Origin of the sequence: Massilia sp. GER05 (assembly GCF_052056005.1) — a bacterium.
Lineage (GTDB): Bacteria > Pseudomonadota > Gammaproteobacteria > Burkholderiales > Burkholderiaceae_D > Telluria > Telluria orientalis.
In genome coordinates, this window is sequence record NZ_CP178858.1 from 865976 (window position 1) to 881177 (window position 15202).

Consider the following 15202-nt stretch of genomic DNA (forward strand, 5'->3'; position numbering starts at 1 on the left):
GCTTGAAGCCGCATCAAAGCCGTCTTGCAGACCCCAGGTGTGTTGTTGTAAAGCCTCTCCCTGCACGTCTTGTCTACGGCACGCCCCTGATATGTTGTTAGGAATATGCGCCGTTATCCTATAGGACTAGACTTACATTTTCCCTACTGTTAGCATCTTTATATTCGTCCTTAGCAAACTGCAAAGAACGAGCCCGGACCGATATGCCCGCATCGCAGCCTCTCCTGTCCTGCCGAACCTCCTGACCGTCGAAAAACGCCTGCTACGTTCCGACGAGGTGTTCTGCGCGTGGTTGGCACCTGGAATCCGGTCACTTTGACCGCAGGGGCTGACCGGACTGATCGACGTAACGTAAAAAAATCGGTGATGTCTGCTGTCTTAGTCGGCAGTGCGATAGACAAGCAGCGCTCAAGACCCTGCAATTCCAAACACGAACTGAATATCGCTGAATCAGCAAGTCATCATCACGCAATCGGTTGTGCGGGGAAATTTCGAAACACTTTGACGTCGATAACTCAAGACGAACTGCATATGAAAATGCAAAGAAACTCCGAGCTCGCTACACCAGACACCAATGCAATGATTGCACGGGCTGCACCGTTGGTGGTCGACCTGGACGGCACGTTGACGCCGACCGACACACTTGTCGAGAGTGTCCTTCAGCTGATCAAACAGGCTCCGCTGAACCTCTTCCTGCTGCCCTTCTGGTTGTTGCGAGGAATAGCCTATTTCAAGGCAAAAGTCGCTGGTGCGACCACTTTTTCTGCGCGAAATCTGCCATATCGTGATGACCTCCTGCGCTTTCTTACCGAACAAAAGGCCGACGGGCGCCAGCTTGTGCTGGCCACGGCAGCCCATCAATCGATTGCCCACGCGGTCGCTACCCATATCGGGCTGTTCGATCTGGTGATCGCTTCAGACGCCAACTGCAATCTCAAGGGCGAACGTAAACTGGCGGCGATACGCGAACAGGTAGGTCACGCCTTTGTGTACGCCGGCGACAGCAAGGTCGATTTGCCGATCTGGCGTAGCGCCCATGCCGCCATACTGGTCGACGTCGGCGACAGCGTGTCGCATGCAGTCAGACAATCCGTTCCGACGGAACGGGAATTCCGCGCGGCGAAATCGCCACTGAAAACGTGGGCCAAGGCTTTGCGCGTGCATCAATGGCTGAAAAATCTGCTCATCTTCGTGCCGCTGTTGACTGCATTTTCGTTCTCAAGCACTGCGGCCGTGCTGACGGTTTTGTTGGCGTTTCTGTCGTTTTCGTTCGCTGCGTCCGCAACCTACATCGTCAACGATCTTTCGGACCTGAGCAGCGACCGCGCTCACGTCCGCAAGCGCGCGCGCCCGTTTGCCTCCTGTGCGATCAGAATCGTCGACGGCATCGGGGCCGCCATTGCGCTGATGAGCGGCGCATTCTTGCTCTCCACATTCGTGTCGCCAAGCTTTTCGCTGGTCCTGCTGACGTATGTGGTCATTACGACGGCCTATACGTGGCGCCTCAAAGAGTACGTTTTGCTCGATGTCCTGACATTGGCCGTTTTATATACCGTACGCATCGTTGCCGGTGCATTGGCCATCGGAGCCCCGATGAGCCCATGGCTACTCGCCTTTTCCGTATTCATATTCTTCAGCCTGGCGTTGGTCAAGCGCTGTTCGGAACTCGTTTCGCTTCGCTCCGCGGACATCGAAGCTGCCAAAGGGCGCGATTACCGGACTACCGATCTCGTCGTACTGTGGCCGCTGGGCGTTGCCGCAGCAATGTCGTCCGTCGTCATTTTCTGCCTGTTCGTTTCGGCGTCGGTAACGCGGGAACGCTACGCCACGCCCGAAGTGTTGTGGGTTGTCGCCCTGGGTCTGATTTACTGGCTGACACGACTGTGGATAAAGACGGCGCGCGGCGAAATGCATGACGATCCCATCGTCTACGCGCTCAAGAACCGCGGCAGTTGTCTGACCATCGCGATCTGCGTTGGCGCAATGGTGTTCGGGCATTTTGTCGAGATTTTGCCAAACTAATAGCACGATGCAGGAATTGTCATGAATATCCTCCTGATCGCCATTGGCAGCATAGCCCTGTCGGTAATGGCACAGTTTTCGTTGAAGGCCGGAATGTCGAGCGCAGTTGTTCGTGCAGCCTTGTCGAATGCCGACTACGTCCAGTCCGGCATTGCCATCTCGACCAATAAATTCGTCCTATTGGGATTCCTTTTGTATGGCGTCGGTGCGGTCGTGTGGCTGGCAGTTCTCTCAAGCTGGGAAGTCAGCAAAGCGTATCCTCTCGTTGGACTCGGGTTCGCGCTCTCGCTGATCATCGGCGTCTTTCTCGGCGAACAAGTCAGCGTCCCGCGCGTATGCGGCGCGCTGCTGATCTGTACTGGCGTTTTTGTGGTAAGCCGAAGCTGAGTTAACGACTCAAATTCCCTTGGGTCGAAATCACGAATTGGGACATTGAATCATGGCTCCCAACAAGAGTTTTAATTCACGTTATTTCTGGACGCGCATCTGCTTCGCGCTTGGCCTTCTTTTGCCGACCCTTGAATTACACAGCATTCCCGGTCGCACTGGGTCAAATTTCCGCATTTTTTATAACGCGGCGCTTCGATTCGGCAACAGCGCCATGAGCTTTACCTGTCCAATTCTATAAGGACGCTTCACGGCTTCCCTGTATCCGTCGCCTGCGGTTGATGTTTTTCGTGCCGTTTTTCCCAGTCGCCGACGGACTGGAGTTACAGAGTTCTCCTGTATCTGCCCGGATTTGCATCCATGCCAATCTGGGCCAACCTCAGCGAGACTAGCGATAAAGCCGTCATCATCTCGAACCTGGGGAAATAGACTGGTGTTGCTGTCCTTGGCAGCATTCTACGCCCAACTCAATTTGTCTCTCAGCACAAGACGCTTGCGCAAATAAGTACGATCGTTATCGAGGTCCTATAAATCAATCACCAGATAGGTTGCCGAGGCGGCGAACGAGAAAGCGGTGAAAGTGGGTAGGACTGAAAACACCTTCTCGATGTCAAAGAAGCTGAAACCGGTCAACAAAGGCACAAAGAGAAGCAAATTTTTTGCCCACTGGTGCATGCGCAACGCATGCATCCACTCCGCCCGCACAGTTGCGTCACGAACGAACTCGCGCTCAACCGAGGTCAAGTTGCGCACTTGAGAGCTAACGTTGGACGAGGTGCCGGCCAAAACTGCTCCTCTGGCCTGCGCCCATATTGGCAGATCCGCCTTGCAATCGCCGGCATAGACGAAATCCTCTGGATAATGATCTCGAATCGCAGCAAGCGTCTCTATACCTTTAAGGTTTGTCTGCTCGGCAGACGCAATAACAGTATCGAATATACCGAGACGACGTGCCTTCTCAGCATGAGGCACTCAATTAGAGGCTCGCGCAGAGGCAATTGCGTTAATGAAAACTGCGCACGCTCCGCAATTCTGGATTTCAACACAGCATGGCCTATTAGAAGCCAGAAGGCATGACAAGTGCACTGAATGGACATTGTTCAATCAGCCGCACGGCAGATTCAGCTGGTATAGCAGTTGGCGTGTCAGCAGCGGTTGTAAACTGATACAGGCAGCGATTGAAAACTGATACACCGATTTGAGAAGATGGCCGCTTTGCGGAGCGGCCTTGAAACCCAAAGAGGTGTACGTGGAAGTCAAGCTACTGAAGAAGCATGGGTTGAGCCTTCGGCAGATTGCCGCTGAAGTCGGCTGCGCAGTGAACACGGTGCGCCGGCATCTGGCTCTGGAGGCCGTGCCGAAGTACGAGCGCAAGGTCAAGCGCCAGACGAAGCTGGCGCAATTCGAGCGGTATCTGAGGGATCGGCAGCAGGCCGCCCAGCCCGATACGATTCCAGCCACGGTGCTGTACCGTGAGATCGCAGCGCGCGGCTACGAAGGCGGCATGAGCCAGCTGCGCGCCTTCATGCGCACGCTGCGCCCGACGCCGCCGGTAGATCCGGTGGTGCGTTTCGAGACGGCGATGGGCGAGCAGCTGCAGGTGGACTGGGTCGAGTTCCGCAAGGGCAGCGCGCCGCTGTATGCATTTTGCGCCACGCTCGGCTTTAGCCGGGCCAGCTATGTGGAGTTCGTCAGCAACATGAAGGTGGAAACCCTGATCGCTTGCCACGAGCGCGCTTTCGCTGCCTTCGGTGGCGTGACGCGGCGGGTCCTGTACGACAACATGAAGACGGTGGTACTGGAGCGCGACGCTTACGGCGAAGGCGAGCACCGCTTCCATGCCGGCTTCCTGGACTATGCCAGGCATAGCGGCTTTGTGATCAAGCTGTGCCAGCCGTACCGTGCCAAGACCAAGGGCAAGGTCGAACGCTTCAACGGTTATCTGCGCCGTTCGTTCTACGTGCCGCTGGTGAGCCGGCTGGCGCAGAGCGGCCAGAAGCTTGATGTCGTAACGGCCAACGTGGAAGTGGCTCACTGGTTGCAAGAAGTGGCCAATGCACGCATCCACGGCACCACCGGGGAGCCGCCAGCCGCGGCGTTGAAGCGGGAGTCGGAGCACCTGCAGCCACTGCCAGCACCGTGGCGGGCAGACATTGCGGCAGCCCGGCCGCAACCGGCAGTAACGGCGCCTGCGGCACCACGGCCGGCGGCAGTGGTGGAGCGGATCGCGCAACCTTCTCCGGTACAGCATCCGCTGCAGGTCTACGACGCGCTGCTGATGCGGGTATCGGAAGGAGTGGTGGCATGAATCTGCAGCATGAGCGGATCGCGGCGCTGTGCGAGAGCCTGAACCTGCCGTTCGTGGCGCAGGGCTACAGCGCCGCAACCCAGAAGGCAGCCAAGCAGGGAACGGCCTACAGCGACTTCCTGGAAGGCTTGCTGAGGGAGGAAGTAGCTGGACGCAATGTGCGCAAGCAAAGCACGCTGACCCGGCTGGCCGGATTCCCGGCAGTGAAGACGCTGGATGAGTTCAACTACGACTTTGCCAAGGGCGTCAAACGCAGCCAGGTCGAGGAGTTGGCCGGCCTGGGCTTCGTCGAACGGCATGAAAACGTGGTACTGGTCGGCCCCAGCGGCGTGGGCAAGACGCACTTGGCAATGGCCCTCGGTTACAAGGCCACGCAGGCCGGCATCAAGACGCGCTTCACGACGGCAGCCGACCTGTTGCTGGCGTTGACGACGGCGCACACGCAGAACAATCTGAAGGCGGTGATGCACCGCGCGATCAAGGCATATCGGCTCCTGATCATCGACGAGATCGGCTACTTGCCGATGAACCGGGAACAGGCCAATTTGTTCTTCCAGGTGATCGCGGCCATGTACGAGCGCAGCAGCCTGGTCGTGACCAGCAACCTGCCGTTCGGGCAATGGGACACGACCTTCGCGCAGGACACGACGCTGACTGCGGCCCTGCTCGACCGGTTGCTGCACCATGCGCATATCGTGCCGATTGCAGGGGAAAGCTATCGCTTGAAACACCAGCGACAGGCCGGAATGATGAGGGGGAACGACGTTGCAGAACTGGGCTGAACACGGACGGTGTTCGGCGACGGCGGTGTATCAGTTTTAAATCGCTGGCATGACGAAATCTGTATCAGTTTTCAATCGCCGTTGACATGGCGTTAATGTACCGTCAATATCGACCACTAAAGGACGGTCGTCGTGTCATTGCCCTCGTAAGTCCGCGTCAGAGTGACGAGCAATGATTACTTGTTGTATAGCGTAAGGAAGTCATCGTAAATCTTGCAAATTGAACGAAAATATACGAAAGCTTGCAGAAGTTTATTGCTACCAGGTTGCATCAAACATCGGCCGTCGATAATGGTTTTTTATCACCCTCCTCAGCCTGATCCATTGCAAGACCCCGGTCCAATGGCTGCTCTACCGTACTAGCGATGAGCACGACAAATCCAACAAAGAGAAGACTCAGGTTACGCATCTCTCCAGGTGCACAAAACAGCAGAAATAAGGGAAAATTGACGATGGCCGCGATTAAAAGATGGGCTCGAACCTTCGCCGGAGAGGTCGGCCATCCCCGAAGAATTACAGCAACGATGACAAACAACGTTCCAATGAAAGCACCGCTTGGCCCAACAAAACCATAGGTTACCTCCAATTGCGCGTATGTAGTTGGCAACAAATATTTATGGAGATTGTCGAAAAATTGGAAATGTGCAGCGCCGCCCCCAGCATCGAGGTACACCCACTTCACTATTGCATTTACCAATCCCGAGATGCCGACTGCCCCTGCCAGGATCAAAATAGCGGCTTTTTTTGACGAACGCGCACGAAGGAAAGGGTAAAGAGTCGGCAGAAAAAAGAAGAACGCCTCTTTATTCAATGTCGCGGGAATTGCCATCAAACAGAGGAGCAACAATTGATTACGCAACGCTAAAAGCACTGCCGCGCTAAAAAAGAACATCTCTGCGTAATCATAGAAATACCCACCGATAGTCTGAATAAATGGGAAAGCAAGCACAAATATGACCGGTATCGACGTCGCTGTCTGCATGCTAAACTTTAGCTCAAGCAGTACCTCACGCAAAACAAACAAGCTTGCGAGACAAAGTCCGAGACATAAGTGCATTACAACAATGTAACGAAAAGCATAACTGGGTTTTACAGATGAAGTCGCTCTGGTAAACGTCCGATAGGGGCCAAGTTTGTCAACCGCATACGCTTTTACATTGGCAGGAACAATACGGTCTACAACATTTGCGACCGTCGGCAACAATATACGATAAGCGAACGGCTTGATTGCAGTGTTATCAAATACCTGCTCGATACCGTACGTAGGCGCAGAGTCGCGCAGCGCCCATTTCCCAATAAATCCCGACATGCTCGCAGTTGCAGCTATCCAGTACAGGACCAGAAGAAGGGTATATGAAACCCAGCGGGAATTGATGGCTAATCGAGTCTTATACATATCGATGAATACGTCGCCTAAACTGGTTTGCATGAGCCGCAGGCCTGATTACCACGCTCATGGCTGAAAAATACCGTCTCGAACCCGGCCAAATGGCCATCACAATGTGACGTAGAATCTCTACGCCAAGTTAACAGATCGACCGACACTTGCAAAAATAAAAACGATTTATTGTAACATGGCACCTCTACTTTCAAGCAAAAATAAGTTTACGCTGCCCCCTCAAATCAAACATCGGCCCTAGCCATTCGACAATATAAGAACGTTAAAAAATAATGTAAAATTAGCTGATTTTGAAAAATATTTGACATTAATGAATATTAGATTGTTACAAATTTTTTGCCCGACATTCGAAGGCTAGATCTTTAGGATCAGAAAATCGACAGTACCTTTATAAGATGCTTAAAAAGAGGCCCGAGAGTGCCGCAAAAGTTGACGTTGTTGCGCTATTTATAAGGCGGGAGAGAGGTAAAGACGCCACTCGCATTGAAGCGCTGGTCTTCGGAATACCCTGTCCGCTGAAGCCCGGCTGGCCAAGCAGATACGCCGCGATGGAAATTACCGATGCAATGAGCGAGGTATGGGCCCGTGTTGCAGTCGCGAAGGAGTCGACAGCAAACAGAGCACGCCGCCGGTTGGAGCGCGTTTATAAGATCGTCGCCACGGCGAGTCTGTGCAGAGCAGTCAATTGGATCGATTGGCGCCGATAGCACATCCACGATGTCGCCTATTCGCGGTTTCGCGCTAAGTCAGGCCGGAACTACGTGTTGGCAGGTGCGGCATGATGAACATGCTGCGCAGATGTCTCATAGGGTCTGATCGTGCATGACTTTAAACTCTTCTTCCATCTCGGAGCACTTTTGCGCTGACGTGTCCTTCTCGGAGGCCGAGTTTAATGTTTTCTGCCAAGCCCAGCATGAGTCAATGAGGGCCCTTTGCTGGGCGGTATGCTGTACCTCAGGCGGCGATTCGATAACCAGATCGAGTCCGCAAAGAAGCACGGCAAGCACTGCGGGTACGCAAATGTTTTGTACGTTCGTTCTTAGACGCGTACCTGTGCACGAGGGGCACTCAGTTGCGTCTTTCGCATTGGCGCTGCAATGCTTGCACGAGATGAGTTCCATGCTGCACATACATGTTGGTGAAATGCACTAATTTCTCATGTGAATGATCTGATGTCAATATTTAAGATAAGTATCTGAAGTAGAGCAGGATTTTTATAGTCGTCCTGTCACATCTCTGCTTTCGCAGCTAGAAATGGCAACCGAGATCGAGGCGTTTCAATTCCCAAATCTCAGGGCAAGTGGCAACAGACAAAGAGGATTCGCAAGGCATCGTAGCCGCCCAGGACCAGATCGGCCACTCGACGGCCGCGATGACGAAACACTATGTTCGCTATCGAAAAGGCAAGCTAGTGAAGCCGGCAAACTAACGAAAATTCTTTCGCAAAGCGGAGCATGTTAAGCACCTTTCATAGGGAGATATGAGCCAAATATCCTACGGTTTGCGGAAAGAGAAATGAGGATAAGGGATTGAATTAAAAGGTTTTGGACGTGGACTTTACAGTCTTGGGTGCGATAGTCGAGCCCGACAACCAAACACGTTCGCGCCTCTACCGCGGTCTCGGATGCGCGACGGCCATGAGGTCGCTCTGTTCGAGCAAGGAATGTGCGTTGATGGCACCACCATGGGCGTAGCCGGAGGATGAGCCTGAACGCATCAATGACCTACCAGCTCGCGCGATAAGCGGACTTGAGGTGTTCGCACGTTGCGGATGAAAGCCTGTCCTGCGTGGAGGTAACGAGGGCGTGTGCTAGCCGCGGTGATGCTCGAGCAGGTCGGTTGCCGCAGCGCGATTCGCCCGACAGCGCGCCCACGTCTCATGAACATGCATGTATTTCCGGCGCGGAAACCTGCGGTGATCAATCCTTATGCTGGCTTGGGGGCTCGGCATAGTTTTGCATGCTCATCGCCGCCGAGTGGCTTGACGAGCCCATCACAACCGGAAGAGGCCAGGCAAGCAGACCGACACCCCATCGAACACTGCCGGATCGTGCAACTCAAACCATCCACAGACCTGCCGACAAGGCACCGCAAACATGCGAGCGGATGGAACCCGATTAGCTCGAAAGATACGAAAAAACCTCATAGAGGCATCAGGAAGCATGATATCGCAAACTGACACAATAAGAACGTTTATATTGCAAACTTAATAACTAATGACATTCCTTCGACAAAACCGGTATCGTACGCAGTCTTGACCAGCCGGCGCTGCCGGTCACGTTGACCCGCAACGGCAGAATAATGGAAAACAAAGCAACTTTTTCTCACTCGTCGAACGTGTTGCAACCGAATCTGTCGGTGTATCTGGACCTGCTCAGGTATTTTGCCGCGTTGATGGTCTATCTCTTCCACGCTGGCCACTTCTCCCACTACAAACTCCCGTTCTTCGGCACCTATGGCGGCCTGGGCGTCGCCGTGTTTTTCGTACTGTCCGGGTTCGTGATCGCGTTTTCTTCGACCGGCAAACGCCGGGACATCGTCGATTATTTCATTGCACGCTTCGCCCGCCTGTGGTCGGTCGCTCTGCCGGCAATTCTCCTCACCCTCGTCCTCGATACGGTGGGTCAATGGCTTGCGTTGTCGGCATATGCGCCGATGCAGCCGTATCCGGCCTACAAATGGATTGCGGCGTCCGGCATCACAGCGCTGTTCCTCAACGAAATCTGGTTCCTGGATATCTGGCTGGGAACGAACGGGCCGTTCTGGTCTTTGTCGTATGAATTTTGGTACTACGCGATTTTTGCGACGCTGATCTATTTCCGTGGATGGCAGCGCGTTGCCATGGCAGGTCTCGTGATGTGTATTGCCGGGCCCGGCATCATCATCGCCTTCCCGGTATGGCTGCTCGGCGTAGGTCTGTTCCATTTACTGCGCAAACACGTGTCAGCGGACAGGACTCGGCTGGGCCTTGGTGCTCTGCTTGTCTCCATCGTATGCCTCACCCTTTACGTCATGATGGGTGGATCGAAGATCTTTACCGCTCTCCCGATCGCTTACCCGCTGGCCAATCTGAAGTCATGGGGCATCAATTTCTGGCCGCAGAGCTATGTCGTGGGCTTCCTCATCGCACTGAACATCTACGGCTTCGCCCGCATGCAACGGGTTTTCAGGAGCCCTTCCGAATCAACGGTACGCCTCGTCCGTACGACGGCGGAAACGAGCTTCGGCCTGTACCTCTTCCATTATCCTTTGATGTACTTCTGCAAGGCCCTCCTGGCTGTCGCCCAGGTCCCCCAAGGCATGTTCTACGTTCTGGCCATCTATATCGCTCCATTCGTTGCGGCGACATGGTTGTCCCTGAAATGCGAACCCCTGAAGTTTGTCTTGTCCAGGATCCTGAAAACGTTATTGAAAAAGGATAAGGCACAGTCGGCACACGGCAAGGACGTCCCCATCGTCCCGGACTATCCCATGGCCGCACCGCTGGCGACCAGCGACCACGAGCGACGCCTCGACATCTGACAGGTCGGCCTTCTTTCACCCCACCTCATTGACCTGTACCAGGCATGCATCTGCATGCACCCCGCATGTGTCGATATTTCGCTTTTAAATACATTTCAGCAAATTTGTTGTTTTCACACCGCACTCTCTTCATTTCATAACCGTAACTTGTGTATTTACACCGGCGTATATATGCTGAATTTAAGCAAATTTCCCTGGTGTCAATATGCGTACCCAAGTGTCCATCACCGTTGACACCGAGTTCAGCATCGCGGGCGCGTTTCGCGATCAGACGGTGTGCCCGGTCGCAGAGCAGCGGGTCTGGTGCGTGAGCGGTTACAAATCGCATGGCCTGGGCTATATGCTCGACTGCTTCGCGCAGTACGGGATCACGGCGACCTTTTTCGTCGAGGTTCTGAACCGGCATTACTTCCATCGCGACCCCATGCGCGACATCGCCGAAAAACTGCATTTGGCAGGACACGACGTGCAGTTGCACCTGCATCCATGCTGGACCGTCTTCCGGCACGAAGACTGGCGCGAACGCGCGCGCGTGCGCACGCGGCCCGGCATCGACGCCTTTTATGGCCGCGCCGAAGACGAATCGCTCAAACTGATGGAGTACGGGCTCGAGACGTTCCACACGTGGGGATTGCCGGCGCCGACGGTGTTCCGCAGCGGGAGCCTGCACCATGACGACGCGCTGTATCGCGCCCAGGCCCGCGCGGGGATTCCTTACAGTTCCCATGTCGGCGTGGCCGTGTTCGACAGCGGCGACGAGAACTATCGCCTGTACAGCGGACGCCACGAACGCCATGGCGTGATCGAATGTCCGATCCTGACCTTCCGCGACTGGAAGGTGCCCGGCAAGACCCACCTCAAAAGCCTGACGATCACGGGCAGCAATTTTGCCGAGACGCGCATGCTGCTGGAGCAGGCGCACCGCGAAGGCGTCGAGCAGGTCGTGATCCTCACCCATCCGTTCGAGTACGTGTATACCTCGGACCAGCAGATGTCCCGGATGCGCCGCCATCGCGTCAACCAGCGCCGCCTGGCCCGGCTCTGCAAATTCCTGAGCGAGAACACCGACCGGTTCGCGACGGATGGCCTGGCCGCCGCCGCCGCCATGCCGATGCGCGCCGAATCGTCGCGTAACGTCCTGCTCAAGGGAAGCCTGCTGAAGGCCGTGCCGCGCATGGTCGAGCAGGCCGTCTACGACAACTACGCCATGTGGCGCCTGAAGCACCAGGACGCCAGCGCCGTGGTCGACGTCGAGGCCTGCGCCTGAGATTCCAGGGCCGTGCCGGGGGCACGGAAACGGGGCCGCATGTTATATTAAATGCATGACGTCAACAGCTCCCGTCCGCCGCGCCATTCCTCCCGTTCCCGTGCTGTCGCTTGCCGCATTCTCGGGCGGGCGCCGCGGCGCGCTGCCGTCGCTGCTGGACGGGGCGGACGCGCGCCTCGTCACGAGCGGCCGCGTCGCCATCGGCCTCGCCTTGCGCGCGCTCGGCGTGGGTGACGGCGACGTCGTGCTGGTGCCCGCCTATCACAGCCCGTCGATGGTCCCGCCCGCGCATTGGTGCGGCGCCGAGGTCGCGTTCTACCGCGTGCGGCCGGACACGGCGCCGGACCTGGCCGACATCGAAGCGCACGTCGCCAGGGGACGGGTCAAGGCGATCCTCGCCACGCATTTCTTCGGCATCCCGCACGACCTCACGCTGCTCCGCGCGCTCTGCGACCGGCACGGCATCGGCCTCGTCGAAGATTGCGCCCATTGCTTCTTCGGTGCGCGCGACGGTGTCGCGGTGGGGAGCGTGGGAGACTACGCGATCGGCAGCACGATGAAATTCTTCCCGATCTACGAAGGCGGCTGCCTGGTCTCGCGCCGGCACCGGCTGGACGTGGCCCTGCACGGCGCCGGCGCCGGCTTCGAAATGAAGGCCGCGCTGAACGCGCTCGAAACGGCGTTCGCCTACGGCCGCCTGCCCGTGCTGCGGATGCTGCTCGCGCTGCCGCTGCGCGCGAAAAGCGCGCTGTGGGGTGCATTGAAATCCCGCGGCGGCAAAAGCGCCAACAAGAGCGGCGGCACGACGGCGCCCGCGCTGGCGCCGTCATCGTCGGACAGCAGCTTCGAGTTCGATCCGCGCTGGGCCGACAAGCGCTCGTCCTGGTTTTCGCGCGCGGTGCTGCGCGCGGTGTCGCCCGCGCGCATCGTCGCGCGGCGGCGGCGCAACTACCTCGACCTGCAGCGCGCGCTGGACGGCGTGCCCGGCTGCCGCCCGCTTTATTCAAGCCTGCCCGACGGCGCCTGTCCGTGGATGTTCCCGTTGCTCGTCGACCGGCCGCAGGCCGTGTTCGACGCCTTGCTGCGCGCCGGCGTGCCGATGACGCGCTTCGGCGCGACGCTGTGGGCCGGCGTCGACGTGAGCGTGTGCGCCAACAGCGCGGACCTGGGCCGGCGCCTGATCGCCTTCCCGTGCCACCAGGCGCTCGACGACGGCGAACGCGCGTGGCTGCACGCGCAGGTGCGCCAGGCGCTGGAAACCTGCGCGGCGGTGCCCGCATGAACTGGACTGTCGTCCCTGCGCGCGACTTCGCGCGGCACGCCCCCCGCTGGCAGCGCCTGCACGCGGCCGGCGCCGCATCGCCGCTGCTCGCTGCCGATTTCGTGCAGCCGCTGCTCGACGTGTTCGGCACGGGCCACGAGCTGCTCGCCTGGCACGGCCGGGGCGATGATACGGACGCGATGACGATCGTGACCCCCGGCCGCCCCGGCGTGTGGAACACGTTCCAGCCCGCGCAGGCGCCCGTCGGCCTGTGGCTGCAGCGCGATACCCGTCCCGCCGACGGCCTGCTCGCGGATCTGCTGCGCGCCCTGCCCGGTCCCGCGCTGATGCTGGGCCTCACGCAGTGCGACCCGATGCTGACGGCACGCCCGGCCGGGCCGCACAGCTTCGACTACATCGAGACGGCACGGATCACGCTGCAGGGGTCCTTCGACGACTACTGGAACGCGCGCGGCAAGAACCTGCGCAACAACCTGAAAAAGCAGCGCAACCGCCTGCGCCAGGACGGCATCGCGACGCGCCTGGAGACCGTGCGCGATCCCGCGCTGATGGCCGCTGCCGTCGCCGACTACGGCCGGCTGGAGACGAGCGGCTGGAAGGCGTCCGAAGGCACCGCCGTCGCGGCCGACAACGACCAGGGCCGCTTCTACCGCGCGATGCTGGAAGCGTTCGCGCGGCGCGATGCGGCCAGCGTCTACCGCTACTGGTTCGACGGCCCGGATGGCCCGCGCCTGGCCGCGATGGACCTGTGCGTCGAAGGCGGCGGCTGCATCGTGATCCTCAAGACGGCCTATGACGAAGCACTCGGTCCGCAGCTGTCGCCGGCCCTGCTGATGCGCGAGGAAGCGACGCGCGGCCTGTTCGACGAAGGCCGGTTCGAGCGCATCGAATTCTATGGACGGGTGATGGAATGGCACACCCGCTGGACCGACGAGATCCGCACGATGTATCACTTGAACGGCTACCGCTGGCCGTGGCTCGGCCGCCTGCATGCGCTGGCGGCACGCCGCGCGGATGACGTCAGCGCTGCGCCGCCAGCGCCTGCCGCAACTGCGACAGGCTCATGAACTCGCCGCCGACGCGGTCGCGGAACCACGCGCAGTAATCGTACACCGTCGTGATCAGGCGCTCGAGGTCCGCCTCGCAGCGCACGTACGGCGTGTGGCCCGGCATCATCGACGGGCTGTGGTACGTCAGCGAAAAGACCTGGCAGCCGCCGGCCAGCAACGCCTTGGTCAGGCGGCGCATCTCGGCGCCGGACGCCACTTCGGGGCTCAGGCGCACGCGCTCGAGCGCGCGCGAGCGCGCCAGCACGCCGCCCAGGCGCAGGCGCCGTGCCCAGCGGCGCTGGGCGAGGTCGTACAGGCGCGGCCCGACGTGGCGCAGCCAGCCGCAGTAGCCGGTCGTGACCGGCAATTCGAGCAGTTCGCGCCGCCCCGCCTGGAACCAGAACGGGTGCTCGTCGAACGTGCGGAAATCCGGGCCGCCGTCTTCCGTGAACGCGCTGTAGGGGACGACGCTCGCATCGACTTCGTAGCCGAGCGACGCGATCGACTCGGCCGTGTGCGGACCGAGGCCGTAGCGGCCGGCCTTGAATGCGAGCGGCTGGCGGCCGAACGCGTCGGCGATGGTTTCGGTCAGGAGGCGCAGCTTGTCGTATTCGAGCTGGCGCGGCAGGTTGCCGCCATACGAATTGAAATCCGACAGCGCTTCTTCGTACGGGGGCGAGACCCACGGGTGCAGGTGGGCGCCGATCTCGCAGCGCTTCGCATCGAGCAGGCGGCGCAGCGTCGCGACCGCGCCGGGCGTCGTGGCGACCGGCCAGTCGACCATGTAAGTGGGCAGGATGCCGAACTCGTCGAACACGCGCGCATGCATCAGCGGCTGGCTGGCGATCGAGGTCGTCCCGATCGCGCTGCGATTGAACGGCTGGTCCCAGGCGAATTCGCCCTCGGTGTCGACGATCACGAGCAGGACTGGACGCTGTCCGGGTGCCAGTTGTGCCGGCACATGCTGAGCTTTTGTTAACATTACTTGCGTTCTTGCGTCCCATGCCCCCGACGTTGCCACGATAAGTATGGCCGTCGGGCGTTCTTGTTGATGCCGCTAAAAATGTTGCAATCCTAGCACAACAGCTTATTGTTAAGTATCAACCGTGCGGCAATCGGAACCTGGCTGAACAAGATGATTTCATTACAACACCTGCGTAAGAATATGGCAGCTCAGGCGGCGC

General features: G+C 58.4%; 11 protein-coding genes. 8 read left to right on the forward strand and 3 right to left on the reverse strand.

The window, feature by feature from the left end; genetic code table 11:
* Nucleotides 1–288: 288 nt before the first annotated feature.
* Both ACL58G_RS03810 and ACL58G_RS03815 read left to right on the forward strand, forming a co-directional pair.
* Nucleotides 289–2022 carry a UbiA family prenyltransferase gene (locus ACL58G_RS03810; RefSeq protein ID WP_440965254.1) on the forward strand — a complete coding sequence of 578 codons (1734 nt, stop codon included), beginning with the start codon at nucleotides 289–291 and terminating at the stop codon, nucleotides 2020–2022.
* A 21-nt stretch (nucleotides 2023–2043) separates the two neighbouring features.
* Nucleotides 2044–2409 (forward strand): hypothetical protein, encoded by a 366-nt coding sequence (locus ACL58G_RS03815; RefSeq protein ID WP_440965256.1) that lies wholly within the window; start codon nucleotides 2044–2046, stop codon nucleotides 2407–2409.
* A gap of 525 nt (nucleotides 2410–2934) precedes the next feature.
* Here the strand turns inward: ACL58G_RS03815 and ACL58G_RS03820 are convergent.
* Nucleotides 2935–3381 carry a hypothetical protein gene (locus tag ACL58G_RS03820; RefSeq protein WP_413380616.1) on the reverse strand — a complete coding sequence of 149 codons (447 nt, stop codon included), beginning with the start codon at nucleotides 3379–3381 and terminating at the stop codon, nucleotides 2935–2937.
* Nucleotides 3382–3637: 256 nt separating this feature from the next.
* Here ACL58G_RS03820 and istA point away from each other — a divergent pair, with 256 nt between their 5' ends.
* The gene (gene istA, locus ACL58G_RS03825; protein ID WP_440962794.1) at nucleotides 3638–4717 is read left to right on the forward strand and encodes an IS21 family transposase; all 1080 of its coding nucleotides are present in this window, start codon (nucleotides 3638–3640) and stop codon (nucleotides 4715–4717) included.
* Nucleotides 4714–5499: an IS21-like element helper ATPase IstB gene (gene istB / locus ACL58G_RS03830; protein ID WP_413382469.1), complete on the forward strand. Its 786-nt coding sequence runs from the start codon at nucleotides 4714–4716 to the stop codon at nucleotides 5497–5499. Before istA ends, istB begins: the two co-directional genes overlap by 4 nt.
* 271 nt (nucleotides 5500–5770) lie before the next feature.
* Here istB and ACL58G_RS03835 read toward each other — a convergent pair whose 3' ends face one another.
* The gene (locus tag ACL58G_RS03835) at nucleotides 5771–6928 is read right to left on the reverse strand and encodes a hypothetical protein (RefSeq protein WP_413380618.1); all 1158 of its coding nucleotides are present in this window, start codon (nucleotides 6926–6928) and stop codon (nucleotides 5771–5773) included.
* A gap of 2271 nt (nucleotides 6929–9199) precedes the next feature.
* On the opposite strand from ACL58G_RS03835, the gene ACL58G_RS03840 reads away from it, so the two are divergent.
* The 4 genes from ACL58G_RS03840 (at nucleotide 9200) to ACL58G_RS03855 (ending at nucleotide 14036) form a co-directional block, all read left to right on the forward strand.
* Nucleotides 9200–10420, forward strand: coding sequence for an acyltransferase family protein (locus ACL58G_RS03840; protein ID WP_440965258.1), 1221 nt, complete (start codon nucleotides 9200–9202; stop codon nucleotides 10418–10420).
* Nucleotides 10421–10637: 217 nt separating this feature from the next.
* Nucleotides 10638–11687: a hypothetical protein gene (locus ACL58G_RS03845; RefSeq protein ID WP_440965260.1), complete on the forward strand. Its 1050-nt coding sequence runs from the start codon at nucleotides 10638–10640 to the stop codon at nucleotides 11685–11687.
* A 55-nt stretch (nucleotides 11688–11742) separates the two neighbouring features.
* Nucleotides 11743–12969, forward strand: coding sequence for an aminotransferase class I/II-fold pyridoxal phosphate-dependent enzyme (locus ACL58G_RS03850; protein WP_440965262.1), 1227 nt, complete (start codon nucleotides 11743–11745; stop codon nucleotides 12967–12969).
* On the forward strand, nucleotides 12966–14036 hold the full coding sequence (locus ACL58G_RS03855; protein ID WP_440965264.1) for a GNAT family N-acetyltransferase: 1071 nt from the start codon (nucleotides 12966–12968) through the stop codon (nucleotides 14034–14036). The genes ACL58G_RS03850 and ACL58G_RS03855 overlap by 4 nt, the downstream gene beginning before the upstream one ends.
* Here ACL58G_RS03855 and ACL58G_RS03860 read toward each other — a convergent pair.
* Nucleotides 13990–15000: a polysaccharide deacetylase family protein gene (locus ACL58G_RS03860; RefSeq protein WP_440965266.1), complete on the reverse strand. Its 1011-nt coding sequence runs from the start codon at nucleotides 14998–15000 to the stop codon at nucleotides 13990–13992. The two genes, ACL58G_RS03855 and ACL58G_RS03860, sit on opposite strands and share 47 nt — an antisense overlap.
* Nucleotides 15001–15202 lie beyond the last annotated feature (202 nt).